This window comes from Gottschalkiaceae bacterium SANA, from assembly GCA_036323355.1.
Lineage (GTDB): Bacteria > Bacillota > Clostridia > Tissierellales > GPF-1 > GPF-1.
The window spans coordinates 350,300-367,966 of the sequence record AP028876.1 but is presented as its reverse complement, the minus strand read 5'-3'; the positions used below and the strand labels follow the sequence as shown (position 1 = coordinate 367,966).

Genomic DNA, 17,667 nt, shown 5'->3' with positions numbered 1-17,667 from the left:
ATGCGAATGCAAACGGTTAGCACTACTTACTAAATTTTTTTACCAGTTTCCATGGTTTTTTTATTTTTTGACAATGAGTATAAACTAAGAATAAAGTAATAGATAAATAGGAGGGATTCATATGGCAACAAAAGCAGCTTATCTCGATATAAAAGATCAACTTATCAAACAGATCAACGAAGGCAAGTATGCAGAAAATGAAAGCCTGCCCTCCGAAAGAGTCTTAAGCATAGAATTTAGCGTGAGTAGAATGACAGCAAGAAAAGCCATTGATCAACTAGAAAAAGAAGGTGTCGTTGAGCGGATTGCAAGAAAGGGAGCCTTTGTCCGTAGCAAAAAATTGATCCGAAATGCTGAATTAAGCGGATTTGGAGATGCTCTACGTGATCAAGGACTCACCGATGTTATTTCTTTTGAGTTAAAAAAGGAACTGGTAGATGCCAATCGTTTTCTGGCTAATAAACTAAAAATAAAGATCGGTGATCCAATTTTTATTTTAACGCGATTGAGATGTGCAGCCGGCAAGCCTTACGCAATAGAAATAACCCACATTCCACTGAATCGCTTTCCAGGCATTAATAAGATTGACTTTTCAACCAACTCTCTTTTTGGAACCATGAAAGATGACTATAAAACCAAAGTCACTACAGCAGAACGGCTTATCGCTGTGACTTTTTGCGATTCTTTTATAGCAAAGCACATGCAGTTAAAAGAACACGATCCAATTTTCGTTCTGAACAGCGTTGCATACGATGCACAAAAGATTCCCATGGAATATTTAATTTCTTATAATCCCATCGACCGAACCACGTTCTTCTACGAGTTGGAACTCAAAGACACCATCGACTACACCTTTAATCAGCCGGAATCATCCACGAATAAATAGTATTGAAATCTAAAATCGATGCAAGGACCCGTGGCTTTAACATCCTCCACAGATCCTTGCATTCTTATTGCTAAATAATGAACTTTTTCTCTCACTAGAATCAGAAGTGCTTAGCTTGCCATTGACGGGGTAACAATTTTCAAATTGGAGGTTGCCATGGATCCGAAAGATTTTCTACAAGACCAATCCCTGAAGAACGAAATCGAACCTTACCTGCACGAACTGGGCACACCAGAACAAGAAACAAAAGGAGAGCAATACTATGCCAAACTTCGAGGTAATTTTACGGGTTGGCTGGAAAAGGGAAAGATCCCCGAAAAATTCTCAGACACTCTTCTGCTGGCTCCAGACCTTTTCTATTTAATCTGGCGACTCAGTCTTGAAAAAGGCGTGCCACTTAAGCAAAAACGCAAGGTCGTTTACGCCCTTTTGTATTTTTTCTCTCCGCTAGACTTAGTACCCGATTTTTCTGGAGCAATAGGATACTTAGATGATATTTATGTTGTCATCTGGACCCTGCACGGTATATTAAACCAAGTTGACCCTCAACTTCTTCGAAAATATTGGCACGGCAGTGAGGATATTCTGCTACTGATTCAACGAATCCTCGGCCAAGGGGATCAGATTCTTGGATGGATTAAAAAAGTTTACTTCCCTTTTTCCGGAAAATTAAAAAAGAAGTCATAAAAAAAGCGATGCAGAATTTGCATCGCTTTTTTTATGTAAGCTCTCTTTGTAACGCTTCTTTTACCCAGGCCGCTGCCCGTTCTTTTTCGCCCGCCTTTAATGGTCCTTCCGTGTCCTTCACATAAAAACCTATTGGGTCTAAAAGAAGTTTAGCACCTCGTTTTTTCATAATTTCACCCATGGGCTTAGCGGCATACCCAAAAGTCTTCACCATTCGATTCAGCATTTTCGAATCGGTATCCTCCATAGCCACTCTCGTATCGAAGGCGATCACCTTCATATGGGCATATTCCTCTTTCGAGATCCCCTTCAAAAATTCTTTTATTTTTCGTGTCGCTTGAAAAGCTCTTGTGGGGGAACCAACAACCATAAAATCAATTCCCTTCACATACTTTGGATCTAGCTTTGAAACCCGTTTGATATCTATACTCATATATTCTTTTAATGCATTGCCGATGGCGATCGCTATATCCTCGGTATTTCCAAAATATGAATCATACACAACCAGCACGTTCATCTCAACCCTTCTTTCATATATCTTATAATCTCATTGTATCCTTACCCCAAAAAGGTCTTTTTTCAATTGTATAATAGTAAAATTGTTCGATCCCCCTTGATAGTTCAGGTCCTTGACAGCTTTTTATCCGATCTTTCATTAAAAATCATACTCATTCAATCGGGTGTTCTTATAAGAGACACCTAGTCGTCTTGTCCGTTTTCGTCCAAATAACTATAGAGCGGATAATGATAAGCATCAGCCACCCGAAACAAAAGAATCCTTTCACTTCTATACAAATTTTATAAAACCGCCTACTCAATTCAGTAGGCGGTTTCTCTTGCAATTTTCACTTGATTGCGACCATTATTTTTGCTCTCATACATCTTCGCGTCCGACCGTTTGATCATTTTTTCCAAGTCATCTTGAAGAAACGGCAAAGTTGCCCCCAAAGAAACCGTTACGGAGATCGCCTTCCCATTATGGCTAAAAGTCGACTGTTCAATTAGCATCCGTATTTTTTCAGCAACAATTTTCAACGCCTCGGCATCCCCTGTGGAGATCACAATAATGAATTCCTCCCCGCCCCATCGACCGACAAGATCACCTCTTCGCAATGCAGCCCTTGTACTTTTACCCACCATCTTCAACACTTGGTCACCAACCTCATGACCATAGCTATCATTAACTTTTTTGAAATGATCGATATCCATAAATATGATTCCAAAAGGAATCTCCAGCTTTTCATAATCACGCCAGCGTTCCGCTAAGAAATTATTCAAATATCGACGATTAGGCAGTTCAGTCAATTGATCTTTTAGCGCCAGCGTCCTAAGTTCTTGAAGATCTTTGAGACGGTCAAATTGCTCGGTCTCATCAGTAAATACCTCAACGGCCCCAATCACATCTTTGCCTTCGAACAAGGGAATCGTTCGAATCGAAACAGGAACCCGATGTCCATCCTTATGATGTAAATATACCGGTGATTCACGCATGACACCATCATCAATGGTCTTTTGTAGCGGACAACCCTTTAAGCAAAGCTGACACCCTTGGTTATTCACGTGGTTCAAAATATTATCGAAACAACTTTTTCCTAGCATTTCATTGGCTCGATACCCGCTAATTCTTTCAGCACCCTTGTTCCAAAAGGTTATGGTGCGATCTGCATCCACAAAATATACGCCTTCATACATGTTTTCAAGCATTTGCTTATAAAGTGTATCTTTCATTTTTCACCCGTCCTTATCCACATTCATCGATTATTTCTTGATCTTCTCCACAATATAGTCCACATATCCCAATGTGATCTTACCACCAGCTCGACTCGGGCCGATTCGCTTTCTAATTTCCTTGTATATCACATCAAATCCCGCCTCGGTAAAATACGCTTCCGCTTCAGTCTTCTCGTGATAGCAATGGAGAACCTGTTCTCCCATTTCTTCCTGAAGAAACTCGCCTGGACCTACCTCTTTCCCCTGGCCAAACCCGTGGTCTTCTGTTGTAAGAAGATTGATAAAGCAGAGTCCACCAGGCTTCATGACACGATTGAATTCATGTAGCGCCAGCTTGATCTCAGCCTTGGGCAAATGAAAGATTGTATTATAGGTATAAAGAAAACTCATCGATTCATCCTTCAACGGAATCTCACGTAAATCACCTTTTCGAATATTTAAATCATATCCAAACTCCGATTCAAACGCACTCGCTCGTTCCAAGGATTGATCGGATATTTCCAATCCCATCGTCTCGTACCCCTGATCCTTAAAGATCGCCAGAGGTGGTCGTCTTCCCCCTGCACCGCAATCCAAAATTTTCTTTTCCAACTCCGTTCCATTACAATACAATAAAAATGTCGTCAACTGACTTTGCCAAAATATGGGTTTCATTCAACTCTCCTTATTGATAAAATAATCAACAGTCCGTTTCAGCATCTCGCGCAACACCTTTTCATCTACGTCATCCAAATGCTTGAGATAAAGACAAGAAACTCCCGTCTTATATTTTCCCAACTTTGCCAACAATTCTTCATACTTGTCATATCCCGTCATCACATAAAGGGTCAAGTTTTGCTTTCTCGGCGAGAATCCAATTTGAAACCAATCACCTTCTCGGCCGCTGGCATATTTATAATGAGTTTGACCAAATCCGATGATGCTGCTGCCCCACATCTTCGGTTTTGCACCTGAGATCTCTTCCATCATCTTTAAGATCCGATAACTATCTTCTCTCTTACTCACCGGTTCCACTTGATTTAGAAAATCCTCTACGCTCCCATCGTTCATTTTTGTTTTCAATTCTGCCATTTTTTCTCTCCCCCTTACCTTTTTCTTTTATTTTATCAAATATCCCCTTAGCATGTTGAATCCTTTTTTTGTATTGTCAGTCTAGCTCACTAGAATGACAATACAAAAAAGGAATACGTCCATTAAATAATCAATTTGAAGAGATCCAGAATCAAGTAAATTGGGTATGGAGTACTTGAAAGGATGAATACCATGAATAAACTAGCTATTATCGGGCTTATTGTGATCGTGATTTTTGGCATCTCGTTCTTTGCTTTCACAAGAGTCACCAATGAAAGGTACATAGAACCAGCACCAACGGAAACATCGCCGACTGAACCTGGCCCCCAACAAGAAGCCATTTACAAAGGAACCATACTCGAGATCAACGAAGGAAGCATACTTACCAATGGGATCGAAGGCATCGTGGGAGATGTTGTTGTCCACTTGCCTGAAAATTTCAATGCACCCATGATTATTGAACCCGGCATGGTTCTCCATGTCCGTTATGACGGACGCATTGCCGAAAGTTATCCCATGCAAATTTGGGCAACAGAAATCATTGCCACAGAAGAATCACAACTCCCTATTTTAGAACCCGTCGAAGAAGGAAAAGTTATTCCATTACCATCCCATGTCGTTCGTTTCACCATCGAAAATGCCATTCAAAGCATTTCTATCGGACAAACATTCGAGGTCGTCTTACATGTAAATCCCACCACGGGCTATATCACGGAAGTCTCCTATCCGGATACCCTTATCTTGCTAAGTGATGGCTATGTCAACCAAGGAAAATCTTCAAGCTTAGTCGGTGTCGGGTCTACTAGACTGCTACAATTCAGGAGTGAATCTGTGGGACTTTATGAAATCATATGCAAAACCATTGAACCGAGTGGCGAAATTGCCCATACCTATACCATAGAGATCGAAATTACTAAATAAGGACTACTGTATTAAAGGATCACGAGTTCCCCCGTGATCCTTTTTCTTACTTGGTATATGACAATTCCCACGACATGTCCGCCACATGTGAAATGGTTTGATAAACCGAGCAATACTTCGCCGCCAATTCAGCAGAACGCATCAACCCTTTCTCATTGTCAGACCCTATAATCTCATACTTCACATTCACCATTTTCAGGGTTGCTGGTACTGCGTCGCGTTTTTCACCAGTAACGGTCAATTTTGCTGACACAAAATCAATTTTTTTCTTATTGACGATATCTAAAAACGTTGCATACAAACATGATGCCAATGCAGCAAACAGCATATCATAAGGTGCCAATTCGCCCGGATCCATACCAACAGCTGCTTTTGTTTGTCCCGTATCGAGTACCCCTCTAAATTCACGAGTAAATTGTACTTCTACATCTCTTACTGCCATCCTTGTCTCCCCTTCCCTAGTAGATCCCCATATCCTGTCCAGAGAGCACTTCCCCCGCGTAAATGGATTCCACTTCTTTGATCATTTCCTTTTCTATCACAAGGACCCGATCTTGAACCCTTGTTGGTTCTGATTGATGATCCATCATAAACAGTTGATGATACAATACCAATTGTTTCGGTTTGACCGCATTTGCAATTTTCCCCAACTCCAGAGTCGAGGTATGAACACTTGCATGGTAAGCCTTCCATTCCGGGTTTCGCGTTTCCCAACCCGCTGCATAATACGCTTCATGCACCAAAAGATCACAATCCTTGGCTTGCCGAATCAACTCATCCGTCGGTGCTGTATCCCCAGAAATCACAATCGTCCGATCCGGTGCTGTAAATTTATACCCAAAGGAAACAAATGAACCATGAGAAACGGGAAAAGCTTCCACTATCAAGCCCTGCTCCTCATCCCGATAAATAACACCTGCTTGGATTTCCGTGACCTCCACCTGCCATCCATTGGGATTGGCTGGTTCCTTCCCTTCCCTTCGTTCTTGAATGTCTCGTCCATAAGCAGCATGCAAATGGTCTGTCATGTTTTTTAGACCCTTCGGTCCCCATATTTTTAAGGATTCCTCACGTCCCAACACCCATGGTGAAAAGATTAAATCTGCATAACCCAAAGTATGATCCGAATGTAGATGGGTACAAAAAGCATACTTCAAATTTGACGGTGCCAAAGCCTCGATGCCCAATTCATAAGCTTTTGCCGCTTGTCGTACCACACCAGGACCAAAATCAACGAGATATGCCTGTTGGCCAACAATGACTGCAACTGCCGGTCCTGATCGCTTTGGATCTGCATTGGGTGTGCCTGTGCCCAATAAAATAACCTGTGTCTTTTTACTCATCCAACTCATCCTTCCAAAACAACTCATCCAATTTTCATGCCTAGACTTATAAATCTACTGTACAAGTCCAATAAGAACTTGTATTTCATTACCCTATTTTTTAAAAAATTTAAAGCTCGCTTTGCTCACCAACTGATCTCCAAGAACAACGACACCCACAAAAAATGGGATATAAATCATCAAAGCCCCAAAAAAATTTAAAAGGAAAAGCTGGATGGTTGTCCCCTCGCCTCCAAAGATCACCGCGCTGCGGATTCCAAAGAAAAGTGCTATGGCAATTCCAACCCCCAACCCTATCAGCATATTCTTCTGACTGACAGACCGCCTATTTTGTGGATCATTATCCTCAATTTCATCCGCATACAAGCCTTGTTGCACGGATCTGAGAATATAGTAGACGGCTGAAAAGATAATTAAAAGCAACTCAAATAAACTCGTCTTCCAATTTCCCGGATATAGAATTGCCTTTACAATCACCGAAATTCCCGCAAATCCCATCATTAAATAATAGAGTTCGCGAAAGATCTGACTCTTCGCCGCTTCTACCTGTTCATCTCGATACTTTTGATACCACATCAAACCGCCTCCTTTCACTTTAATTCAAGTGTATGTTTTGCCATCTCTACTGTCAAATATGAATCATATCGCTTTAGAAGCACACATCGCTTGAACCACGTACACATTCAATCGATGTACAAGGAAAACAGAAGCCTATCATCTTATTCAAAAAGGCTACTCCTAATACTTATACGATGGGATCCAAGTGCTTAATAATTTTAGCAGGGTTCCCACCCACTACAACATTAGAAGGTACATCCTTTGTCACCACAGCCCCAGAACCAATAATTACATTGTCACCAATGGTAACCCCCGGATTAATGACTGCACGCCCACCGATCCATACGCTGTCACCGATGGTCACAGGTTTTCCGTATTCTACCCAGGCATTTCGCTCGGTCGCATCAATGGGATGGGTCGCCGCATAAATATGTACACCTGGTGCCATAAAACAGTGATGTCCAATACGGACCTCGCAGACATCTAGGATGACACAATCAAAGTTCGCATAGAAGAAATCACCCACATGAATATTAGACCCGTAATCGCATTTGAAGCCCGTCTCAATATGAATATTTTCTCCGGTTGATCCAAACCATGCCTTAAGCAGTCGAATTCGTTTTTCAACCCCAGTAATTGCATTAAATTCCTGCGACAATCGTCGAGAATTCTGACGCCCCGTCAACAACTCGGGATCCCATGCATTGTAAAATTCCGCATCCAGCATCTTTTGCCGTTCCGTTTTGATTTCTCGCTTGGCATCAAATTTCAACAACATCACAAGTGAGACGCCATCCTCTTTGATGGACCGAAATCCCAAACGCTTATATAACCGAATCGCAGGGTTTCTGCGATCTACACTCAAAGAAATTCCAAATGAACCCTCAGGCATTTTCTCAATTATCGCATTGATCATTTTGGTGCCTATGCCTTGGCCCCGATATTCTGGCAAAATCGAAATACTCAATTCTGGCACTTCTTCATGGGTAAATCCATAACCAGGATTTTCTTTTGGGAACCAATGCAACCAACAAGCACCAACCGCCATGTCTTCACTATCTTCAGCTATCATACACATTTCTTTCTCTTGCCCAAAATTGATGTATCTAGCTAATTTCGGATCTTCTATAATAGAAGGGTCTGGCCGTTCTCCCTCATGTACATAGATTGCTTCGTAGAGCATTTCCTCCATAAAACTTTGATCCGATTCCTGTCTTTCTCGTAGATTTATCTCCATTGCACACAACTCCTCTCATAATTTCAGTTTACCATAAATCCAAAAAAAAAAAGACAGGGAAACCCCTGTCTTTTACAAAGTAATTTCATTTTTTAGCCATGCAACAAGTTCATCACGAATCAGCGAATCAGCAATAGTTTCATTCACAACATGCGCCATAGTAGATCCCAGTGCGACAACATCGCTCAACCGCTCTTGCAAAACAAGGGTCGGAATCAAATCATCACAGGAAGTCATGATTGTGCATGCACGTATACGACCACCATAAACGCGATAACGGATGGAAAAAGAACCCCAATCGAATTCATGCTCATGCTTTCGAATCACCTTTCGACCTGCTAATTGACGTCTAGCCAAAATGGATTGCGCGTCCTTGAGAAGCTAGAATTGCTTCATGAATGGATTCTGCTGTCGTTGGATGCGCATAAATCACATGCTCAGCTTCTTCCAAACTTTTTTGAGCGACAATTAGATTGGTAATCGTCGCAATCATATCGGTTCCATGAACACCTACAACCGTTCCACCAATAATGGTTTTACTTGTTTTTTCTGCAATGATTTTAACAAATCCAGCAGGTTCTCCCATCGCCAAGGCTTTTCCATTCGCCGCTAGAGGGAACTTGCCTACTAGAATTTCAATACCGTCTGCTAGTGCTTGTTTTTCGGTCATGCCCACATGGCCCACTTCAGGATTAGTGAAAATAGCACTTGGGACCCAATCATAACGCATTTCTTGCTCGCTGCCTTTGATATGATCAACAGCAACAATACCTTGATGAGAGGCAACATGCGCCAATTGAAGCTTATTGGTCAAATCACCGATCGCATATACTTTTGGGTTGCTTGTTCGCATAAAGCCATCAACTGCAACACCATTCTTGCGCTCATTCAAATCCACACCCAACTTTTCAAGGTCCATCGAGTTCAAATTGGCTCGTCGCCCTACTGCCATGGCTACTTTTTCGCTGGTCAAATACTTCTTCTCATCACCAAGTTTTACAACAACCAATTTTTGTCCATCCAAAGTTGTTTGAATCGAACAGGCCGCATGACCCTCAAACAATCGAATGCCTTTTTCTTCTGCCGACTCTCGAATCACATCTGCCGCATCCTCATCCAAAAGATTTAGGATTTGTGGAAGAAACTCAACTACATTTACCTCTGCACCTAAGGCACGATAAATAAAGGCAAATTCCATTCCAATAACCCCGCCGCCGATAATGGTCAATGATTTTGGAACCTCTGTTAATTCAAGCAACTCCTTGCTTGTTAATAATTCTGGGTCTTCGTGTCCTTCAATTGGTAAATAGAAACAGGTTGAACCCATGGCTAAGATCAACTTTTCAAAGGTGATTTTAGCATCTAGTTTTTTCGTTTTCACACCAACCATATTCTCGTCAATAGAAAATGCTTTGCCCTCAATGACTTCAATCTGATTGCTTTCCATCAGATGAGCAACCCCACCGACCAAGGTCGATACAACTTCGTCTTTTCGTTCGATCACTCGATTCATGTTAATCGCAACATCAGAAACACCAAATCCAAAGTTTTCAGATTCATGAATTTTTTCTAAAACAGATACACTGCTTGCTAATGCCTTGGTTGGAATGCAACCATAATTCAAACAAGTTCCACCCAATTTATGTTCTTCAATTAAAATAACTGAAAGACCAGCTTGTGCACCACGAATTGCCGCTACATATCCACCCGGACCACCACCAACTACAACAAGATCAGCATGCAAGTCTTTTTTTGCAGGCTTGGAAATTCCGAAGCTATAGCCTGTAGTCGACTTTGTTGTTTTTTTCTTTGCTGGTGCACTAGCCTTCGTCGCTTTCTTGCCAGCTACATGTTCACCTGTCACTTGACCAATTTTCTCATTCTTTTTCACAACTTGACCTTCTTCTACGTTCAAGGCATCCAAAGTGCCTTGAAACTCTGAGAAGAACTCCATATTTCCTTTACCCGATTCAATTGTAAAAAGCAGATCGCCTGGATTAATCGTGTCTCCAGCTTTTTTTTGAATCCCCATGACCTTGCCTTTTGTTTCATGTCCTGGTAACTTATTTACTGTTAAATCATGCTTCATGTCTTTCCTCCTAAACGAAAAAAAGAGGGGACTCCCACACAAAGGGATTCCCCGCCTTTACCTCTACTCGAAGTCTCCTTCAAACTCATCAATACTTGCCTTCAACAAGGTCACTGTGTAGGCGATAGAAGGACCACCGCCAAAAGCAACAGCTACCATTGCTGCTTCGTTGATTTCCGCTCTTGTTGCGCCTGCTTCCAATGCTTTGTAGCAATGGTAAACAATGCAATACTCACAACGATTGTAGCATCCGATTGCCACACTCATCAATTCTTTTGTTTTATAATCAAGTGCTTCCGGCTCATAGGCTGCTCCTAGCAATCCCATAAATGCTCCTACATGCTCCGGATTTGTTTCAGCCAAAACCCCAAGTCCACCTGTAAATGCTTCCAACATTTCTCGTACATTATAAGCCATTTGAATCCTCCTAGAATTTTTATTTGCTATGCTGATGTTAAGTATAGCAAATAATTCGTTAAATTTCAAACGATTTGTGAAAAAAATATTATAAAAAAAAGAATGCCTATTTGGCATCCCTTCCCGTAATATTATCCGTCATTTTGCTCAGTACACGTTGAAAGACTATCTTTTCCTCATTCGAAACTCCCGCCATCAAATCTTCATTAAACTCAACACCAACATGAAGTAGATTCGTAATCAATTGCTCCCCCTCTTCAGTCAGTTGAATCATGGTAACTCGTCGATCAATTTGACTTGGAATTCGATTAACCAACCCGTCCCGTTGCAAACGATCAATTAATCGTCCCGCACTGGAATCTGATATGGCCATCAAATTCGACAGTTCTCGCTGCGATATCGATTGATGGGTTTTCATGTAATAGAGAGCAATCCACTGAATCCGTGTAATTCCACTTCCTTGTAGCCTTTGACCAAAGGCTTCGGTGATGCGTTTCATGGCACCATCCGTGATATAGCTCACTCAGTGATCCAATTGAAATATCACTAGCGCTCACCTCTTTTCCAGAATTTCTCTTCATTATAACACAGGTCAGGCTCTTTTACGCACCTCATAGTAGCGCATAGCCGATAAATTCCCTCTCCACTGCAGTCGCTCTCCCTGGATCAACGTTCTAAGCCGATAATCCAAAAAAGTATCTCCAATGATTTGATCAGAACTTCCCATTACAGCACCGATCACTCTTGCCGCACGTTGATAATGATCCTCAAGTGCCTCCAACAATTCTCGATCATAATAGGTCTCATCAACTGAATTGATTTCCCCATTTTCAAATACTCGCAAGACGGCATCGCTCGATTGCAAACGAATCCAATCCATCTTCAAGGTCTCTTGCTTTTCCTTAGATATCACCTTTTTTCCCATTAATGCTTCTAGCAACTCTTTAGGTGCACATTCCGCTACGGCTCTCGGGATTACCTTACTGCCATTCCATCGATGAACTTTTTGTTTTGACATATCGACTTCCCAAAGATCATGCCCTTGTAATCGCATGGCAAAATAACGAATCGCAGTTTGCTCTGAAACAATTCCACTATGCCAAATCACAATCTGATCATCCAAATCAAATTCCAGCATTTCTTGATAGGTTTCATCCATCAATGATTCAAGTCGTTCCTCTAAATATGATCCGAATTCAGTTCCTGAAGTAATTTTAGAAAACCAATCTATCCGCTCTTCGCTACCTGCCGATAGTCGATCAATCCGCCCAACCGATAAATCATCGCGAAAATTCCGCACCTCACCAGAAAACAAATTCTCCGTATCCATAGCAAAGGCTGCCCGAAGGCTGCCCTCAACAGAATCTCCTACAACTAAGTGCTTCCAAACTTTCATTTGGCTCCTCCTTCAACATCCATATGTCTCCGACACTTATTCCACTCCCTAAACCCTCACTCTTTAATCCATTCTTGCAATTTCGCTTGAAAATCAGTTGGATAATCATGGCCCAAGCCTTCAATCTTTTCAAATGAAACATAAACACCCATTTCCATCAATTCAACCGCTAATTGCTCCGCACCCTCTAAACAGTCATGGTCTTGGTCACCAACCAATATATGTCCTGATATTCCTTTATCCTTTAACATCGATAACTCTTCTTTCCATTCCTCCAGATCCGGAAGCCAAGGGGCCACAAAAACAAATCGATCTGCCGTGACAGCTCCATCTAAAATTGCGCGAAGGGCCACATTACATCCTGCCGAAAAGCCCCCAATCCAGCTATCCTTAGAAATGGATTCGTCCTTCATCAAAGCTTCAAAATACGTGCCAACTTCGGATACGCCCTGGTTCACATCTCGCCAATTATATCCATGACTAAACTCAATTTGTGAAGACTGCAGCAAGGCAAGCACATAACCTTGATCAAGAAGGCCGTCCCAATAGGGTCGTGTAATTTCAATGTTTTCTTGATCGCCATGAAGAACAAGAAAGAGCGGTTTCTCTCCGTCGTTTTTTCCTTCCACCAATAATTTTGATTCAGGATTAGCTAGGGCATTCTCCTCCCTCTCTTTACACAAGTCCAACCAACGGACGAAATCTTCCTCTCCCCTCAGGGAATTCAAATCCTCATCCTTTGCCAGATAGTCATAAGAATACCAGTAGCCCTTATCTTCGATGGCTTGGCGCATAATCGCCATGGCTTCTTTTTTCTTGCCCGCTGCAGCTGCTAAGGCATATCGAAAATTATCGATCTGCGGATAATCCCCAAGCAAAACTAGCGCTTCTTTTGAGACAAACTCATAAGCGGCCAATTCTCCCTTTTCCCTATAAATCGATAAGGTTTTATTTAATACTTGCGTATATGTCATGCTATTCTTCCTCTCTTTCAATCCTCATATAGTTATCGTTCGTTTCATCTAATAAGATGCTGTCGATATAGTACTGGAGAAATGCGCTTTCTACTTCCCGCAATTCCTTATACCCCTTGAGTTGTTTGATATGCTCTTTTTCATCCGCTTCTACGCCTGCAAAATAGGCAAGATTCAATTGTCCCATTACAGTCATCATCTCTTCTTTTTGCTTGGGTGTAAAGGAATCCGGTATCTGCGCTTTCAGTTTCTGCTCCGACCGACCAACAAAAAAACGAGGTGCAAAATCAATAAAATTCAAGAGATTTTCATCCTTCCATTGCTTCTCTTTCGCATAGCTTTCCATATCCAATGCTTTGCATGTATAGATTATGGAGCCTTGATCCAAAGATAACAAGCCGTATCCATGAGGATACACGCTCATGGCAGACGTTGTAAAATCAAAAATCCCAGTTTCTGGATCTTGAATCAAATCTTGAATATGCGTATGCCCTGATAGAACCACTCGAACCTTATATTCTGCCAATAAGTCCATGGTTTCCTTACTATTATCCAAGACAAAGTTATCGACAAACATTTGGGAATGTGGAATCGCGTTGTGATGCATGACAGCAATAATTTCAGTTTCATTCAAAGAAGAGAGAACCTCATCAATCCAATGCATGGTTTCATTTCGCACGAATCCAGAAGGATTAGAAAGACCAATCTGCATATTCTGTTCGTATCGATTCGTGTCCAGCATCAATAAAGCCAAATCATCTGTTGGTCGCACCAAATAGCTAAGGGAATGCGGATCCCGCGAAAGGGCTTCTCCATATCCATAATCCTGATAAATTTCAACAAATTCAGATGGTTCTACAGAATCTACCCGCTTCCTTTTCCTTCCTTCAAAACCCAAAGCAAAGGGATTGAGCAAATCATGATTTCCAGGTATCACGAATACTTGAATACCCTTTTTTTCAACTTCAGCCAAATATTCAGCCAATTCCTGGTGAGATTCTTTTTCCCCGTTATTGGTTAAATCTCCGCTCAAAACAACAAAATCTGGTGCCTGTGCTTGAACGTCATGGACAAATACCTCTAACAATTCATCCGAGTATTGCAAAAGCTTGCCATCACCTGAATAAACAAAATCCATTAAGGCCTTACCATCATCCTTTAAGCTCGTAGCCAAATGGTGAATGTCTGTTGCCACGATCATGTTGACATGACCTGGTAGATCGCTTTCTGCTTCATGTTTGTCTACTGCTTCTGCCTGACAACCCGGTAAAATAAGCAATGCACCAGCAATTATCAATATTCCCCATAGCTTTTTCAAGAAATTCTACCCCCGTTTTTTTGCTACAACAAGAATTGAATCCCCCTCCAATTCCTCCTGATACCTTTCTAGTCTTACAAGATCAAATTGCTCTTCAAAGATCTCCTTCAACTCATTTTCGGAATAAGATGCAAACAAAATTCCTTCAGCATTTTCTTCCCCTTGCCCCTCCCAAAAAGTGTGTAACACCGTGCCATTCGGCAGCAAAGCTTGATCTTGCGCTTCTAACGATTGCTTCAATTCAGCCTTCGATAGATGCACCAAAACCTTATTGGAACAGATACAATCAAATTTCACCTTTGTTTCCACCGTTACGGCATCCAAATAAAGCAATTCTGCTTTGGGATGAAAGGCACGAAAGCGATGCAGAAAATTCGGCGAAAAATCAGATCCTGTCGCCCGATAAAATTCCTGTAATTTTTCTAAATCAGTGCCAGGTCCTATACCCAATTCCAATACACTTGATCCAGGTTCGACGTGATCAAGCATCCAATCGATCAGCAAGGGACCCTGGTAATCCTTTGTCATATCCACATATACTTCTACCAATTTCTTGTTCCAAACTTGACTCATCAACCTACCTCCATATCAATCATATTCAATTCATTTATACCCCTATGGGCTACTTCATTATATTCTGATTCCCTCATTTATTCAACGGGGTCAAAAAAGACCGCCTATGCCGTCTCACTCCATTCTTGTTCATGAAGAGACAGCAAAAGGCGGTCCTAAGATTATCAATTTTTCTATACGAATTTATTTCGTCATAAATTTTTGTATTCGTTCATTGGACACATCTTCAAAGAGGGTTTCCGTTCGACCTTCTTCCACCGCTTCCCCATTTTCCATGAAAATCACACGGTCTGCCGTCCGTTTGGCGAAGTTCATGTCGTGAGTAATAATCAAAACCGAAAGATTTCGCTCCTTGGCCAAATTCTTGATCACATAGGCGATTTCTTCACTCAATTGCGGATCCAGAGCTGAAGTCGGTTCATCAAAACAAATGACCTTTGGTTCAAGCACACAGGCACGCGCAATAGCAACCCGTTGCTTTTGTCCCCCAGAGAGTTCATGAGGATAGGCTTCTGCTTTTTCAGCTAAATCCAACTTTTCAAGAAAATCCATCGCTTTCACTTTGGCTTCCTCTTTGTCCATGCCATAGACACGAACGGGCGACTCCATAATATTTTCTAAAACCGAGAGATGGGGAAAGAGATTAAAGTTTTGAAAAACCATCCCTACTTTTTGCCGTACCATTCGCACCTCTTTTTGATCCACATAAAGGCCTTCCATGCAAAGCGGCAAGCCATCGATCACAATCGATCCTTCATCGACACGTTCTAACCCACAGATACATCGAAGCGCCGTAGTCTTTCCAGCCCCCGATTTCCCAATCAAGGCCAAGATTTCACCCTCTGCCAAGGAGAAACTCAAATCTTTTACCGCGATTTGGGTCTTAAAGCGTTTTGTAATATTTTCAACTTGTAAAACCATATTTCCTCCTTATTCATAGTAGGCGTATCGCTCTTCCATTTGTTGTAGAACTTTGGTAAAAACAGCCGTGAGTATCAGATAAAAAACACCAGCCACCACTAGGGGGGCAAGGGTAACATCACGGTTTGCAGCTATCTTGGCTGCACGAAGCAGTTCGCTTAGCCCAAGAATATACACCAAAGAGGTGTCTTTGACCAAGGTAATGACCTCATTGGCAACCGCCGGCAAGGTTCGTTTAATCACCTGCGGCAGAATAACCCGAATAAAGGTCTGTTGCTTGCTCATGCCCAGCATCTCCGCGGCTTCATACTGACCTCGATCAATGGAGGCAATTCCGCCGCGAAAAATTTCGCCGTAATAAGCCGCATAGTTCAAGGAGAAAGCAATCATCACGGAATTAAATCGAGAAAATACGATTCCGATCATGGGAAGACCAAAAAAGATAAAGATCAATTGCAATAAGAGGGGGGTGCCCCGCACCACCCAAATATATAGCTGGGCCAGTCGTTGAATAATCTTCAACCGCGATAAGCGTCCCAATGCCACTAGAATCCCCAAAGGTATGGAGATGATCAAGGTGAAAGCAAATACCTTCAGTGTGATCACAACTCCACTCATTAAGGCAGGCAATAAAGCTAAAATATAATTCAACATCTCTAACAACTTCCCTGTCATTTCCGAAATCGTACCCATCATTTCAATCCTCTCTCTACTTGCTTACGATATCCGTTCCGAAGTAAACCGTAGAAACTTTCGCTGCTGCTCCGTCTTCTTTCATCGCATCCAAGGTTTCGTTCACTTTTTGAACCAACTCGGAGTCGCCTTTTCTAAAGCCAACACCATATTCTTCTTTTCCAAAATCTTCATCAAGTACAAGGTAGTTCTCAACACCCTTTTCACCGATATAGTACATAGCCATAATTTCATCTGCAACCAAGGCATCTACACGTCCCGCTTCCAAATCCATAAAGGCTTCATTGTTGGTATCAAAGGCGATTGGTGCGCCGCCATCCAAGGCCGCTGTAAATGCTTCGTCCGCTGTAATTGCCGCATAGGCACTTGACTCGCTCTGGCAAGCAACATTTTTGCCAGCCAAATCAGCTTTCGTTGCAATGCCCGATTCCGGCAAGACCACGATCACCTGACGGTTCTTCAGATACGGTGTTGAAAAAGCAACCTTTTCTTCCCGCTCTGGTGTAATTGTGTAGCCGTTCCAAATCATATCAATATTCCCAGAATTTAATTCCGTCTCTTTCATCGACCAATCAATGGGTTGGAATTTCACTTCTAGATCCAAACGAGCAAATACTTCTTTTGCCAAGTCTACGTCAAATCCAATCAATTCGCCATCCGTTGTTCGAAAACCCAGTGGAGCAAAGGTGTCGTCCAAACCGACGATCACATATCCACGTTCCACTAAGGCTTGATAACCTGTAAGCTCTGCCGCTGGCTCTTCAGTCACCGGTTTTTCCGTTGCACATCCTGCAAATACACCCATCGTCATCAAAACTACCAAAACTAACATCATCATTTTCTTCATTTTAT

22 protein-coding genes are annotated in these 17,667 nt (G+C 41.9%); 3 read left to right on the top strand and 19 right to left on the bottom strand.

The window, feature by feature from the left end; genetic code table 11:
- The first annotated feature begins 121 nt into the window (after positions 1–121).
- Both AC25CA_RS01820 and AC25CA_RS01815 read left to right on the top strand, forming a co-directional pair.
- Positions 122–886 carry a GntR family transcriptional regulator gene (locus AC25CA_RS01820; protein WP_486815336.1) on the top strand — a complete coding sequence of 255 codons (765 nt, stop codon included), beginning with the start codon at positions 122–124 and terminating at the stop codon, positions 884–886.
- Between the two features lie 156 nt (positions 887–1,042).
- Positions 1,043–1,573: a YkvA family protein gene (locus AC25CA_RS01815; protein WP_486815335.1), complete on the top strand. Its 531-nt coding sequence runs from the start codon at positions 1,043–1,045 to the stop codon at positions 1,571–1,573.
- Positions 1,574–1,604: 31 nt separating this feature from the next.
- On the opposite strand, the gene AC25CA_RS01810 is transcribed toward AC25CA_RS01815, so the two are convergent.
- From AC25CA_RS01810 to AC25CA_RS01795, 4 genes are all read right to left on the bottom strand, one after another.
- Positions 1,605–2,090 carry a flavodoxin family protein gene (locus AC25CA_RS01810; protein WP_486815334.1) on the bottom strand — a complete coding sequence of 162 codons (486 nt, stop codon included), beginning with the start codon at positions 2,088–2,090 and terminating at the stop codon, positions 1,605–1,607.
- A gap of 302 nt (positions 2,091–2,392) precedes the next feature.
- Positions 2,393–3,301, bottom strand: coding sequence for a GGDEF domain-containing protein (locus AC25CA_RS01805; RefSeq protein WP_486815333.1), 909 nt, complete (start codon positions 3,299–3,301; stop codon positions 2,393–2,395).
- A 30-nt stretch (positions 3,302–3,331) separates the two neighbouring features.
- Positions 3,332–3,958 carry a class I SAM-dependent methyltransferase gene (locus AC25CA_RS01800; RefSeq protein WP_486815332.1) on the bottom strand — a complete coding sequence of 209 codons (627 nt, stop codon included), beginning with the start codon at positions 3,956–3,958 and terminating at the stop codon, positions 3,332–3,334.
- On the bottom strand, positions 3,959–4,375 hold the full coding sequence (locus tag AC25CA_RS01795) for a DUF1801 domain-containing protein (protein WP_486815331.1): 417 nt from the start codon (positions 4,373–4,375) through the stop codon (positions 3,959–3,961).
- 192 nt (positions 4,376–4,567) lie between these two features.
- Between AC25CA_RS01795 and AC25CA_RS01790 the strand changes: the two genes are divergently transcribed.
- Positions 4,568–5,296: a protease inhibitor I42 family protein gene (locus tag AC25CA_RS01790; RefSeq protein WP_486815330.1), complete on the top strand. Its 729-nt coding sequence runs from the start codon at positions 4,568–4,570 to the stop codon at positions 5,294–5,296.
- A gap of 46 nt (positions 5,297–5,342) precedes the next feature.
- Here AC25CA_RS01790 and AC25CA_RS01785 read toward each other — a convergent pair whose 3' ends face one another.
- From AC25CA_RS01785 to AC25CA_RS01715, 15 genes are all read right to left on the bottom strand, one after another.
- Positions 5,343–5,738, bottom strand: a complete 396-nt coding sequence (locus AC25CA_RS01785; RefSeq protein WP_486815329.1) for an OsmC family protein — start codon at positions 5,736–5,738, stop codon at positions 5,343–5,345.
- Positions 5,739–5,754: 16 nt separating this feature from the next.
- Positions 5,755–6,639 (bottom strand): MBL fold metallo-hydrolase, encoded by an 885-nt coding sequence (locus AC25CA_RS01780; RefSeq protein ID WP_486815328.1) that lies wholly within the window; start codon positions 6,637–6,639, stop codon positions 5,755–5,757.
- Between the two features lie 93 nt (positions 6,640–6,732).
- Positions 6,733–7,215: a DUF6773 family protein gene (locus tag AC25CA_RS01775; protein WP_486815327.1), complete on the bottom strand. Its 483-nt coding sequence runs from the start codon at positions 7,213–7,215 to the stop codon at positions 6,733–6,735.
- Between the two features lie 169 nt (positions 7,216–7,384).
- A complete protein-coding gene (locus AC25CA_RS01770) occupies positions 7,385–8,434 on the bottom strand; it encodes a GNAT family N-acetyltransferase (RefSeq protein ID WP_486815326.1) in 1,050 nt (349 codons plus the stop codon).
- A 72-nt stretch (positions 8,435–8,506) separates the two neighbouring features.
- Positions 8,507–8,791: a lipoate--protein ligase family protein gene (locus AC25CA_RS01765; protein ID WP_486815325.1), complete on the bottom strand. Its 285-nt coding sequence runs from the start codon at positions 8,789–8,791 to the stop codon at positions 8,507–8,509.
- Positions 8,784–10,523, bottom strand: coding sequence for a dihydrolipoyl dehydrogenase (lpdA, locus tag AC25CA_RS01760; protein WP_486815324.1), 1,740 nt, complete (start codon positions 10,521–10,523; stop codon positions 8,784–8,786). The genes AC25CA_RS01765 and lpdA overlap by 8 nt, the downstream gene beginning before the upstream one ends.
- A 63-nt stretch (positions 10,524–10,586) precedes the next feature.
- A complete protein-coding gene (locus AC25CA_RS01755; RefSeq protein ID WP_486815323.1) occupies positions 10,587–10,940 on the bottom strand; it encodes a carboxymuconolactone decarboxylase family protein in 354 nt (117 codons plus the stop codon).
- A gap of 106 nt (positions 10,941–11,046) precedes the next feature.
- Positions 11,047–11,439 carry a MarR family winged helix-turn-helix transcriptional regulator gene (locus tag AC25CA_RS01750; RefSeq protein WP_486815322.1) on the bottom strand — a complete coding sequence of 131 codons (393 nt, stop codon included), beginning with the start codon at positions 11,437–11,439 and terminating at the stop codon, positions 11,047–11,049.
- Between the two features lie 93 nt (positions 11,440–11,532).
- A complete protein-coding gene (locus AC25CA_RS01745; protein ID WP_486815321.1) occupies positions 11,533–12,336 on the bottom strand; it encodes a DUF3658 domain-containing protein in 804 nt (267 codons plus the stop codon).
- Between the two features lie 56 nt (positions 12,337–12,392).
- Positions 12,393–13,310, bottom strand: coding sequence for an alpha/beta hydrolase (locus tag AC25CA_RS01740; RefSeq protein WP_486815320.1), 918 nt, complete (start codon positions 13,308–13,310; stop codon positions 12,393–12,395).
- 1 nt (position 13,311) lies between these two features.
- The gene (locus AC25CA_RS01735) at positions 13,312–14,628 is read right to left on the bottom strand and encodes a metallophosphoesterase (protein WP_486815319.1); all 1,317 of its coding nucleotides are present in this window, start codon (positions 14,626–14,628) and stop codon (positions 13,312–13,314) included.
- 6 nt (positions 14,629–14,634) lie between these two features.
- On the bottom strand, positions 14,635–15,201 hold the full coding sequence (locus AC25CA_RS01730; protein ID WP_486815318.1) for a methyltransferase domain-containing protein: 567 nt from the start codon (positions 15,199–15,201) through the stop codon (positions 14,635–14,637).
- 183 nt (positions 15,202–15,384) lie between these two features.
- On the bottom strand, positions 15,385–16,122 hold the full coding sequence (locus AC25CA_RS01725; protein ID WP_486815317.1) for an amino acid ABC transporter ATP-binding protein: 738 nt from the start codon (positions 16,120–16,122) through the stop codon (positions 15,385–15,387).
- 9 nt (positions 16,123–16,131) lie between these two features.
- The gene (locus tag AC25CA_RS01720; RefSeq protein ID WP_486815316.1) at positions 16,132–16,818 is read right to left on the bottom strand and encodes an amino acid ABC transporter permease; all 687 of its coding nucleotides are present in this window, start codon (positions 16,816–16,818) and stop codon (positions 16,132–16,134) included.
- 13 nt (positions 16,819–16,831) lie between these two features.
- Positions 16,832–17,662 (bottom strand): amino acid ABC transporter substrate-binding protein, encoded by an 831-nt coding sequence (locus tag AC25CA_RS01715; RefSeq protein ID WP_486815315.1) that lies wholly within the window; start codon positions 17,660–17,662, stop codon positions 16,832–16,834.
- Between the last annotated feature and the right edge of the window lie 5 nt (positions 17,663–17,667).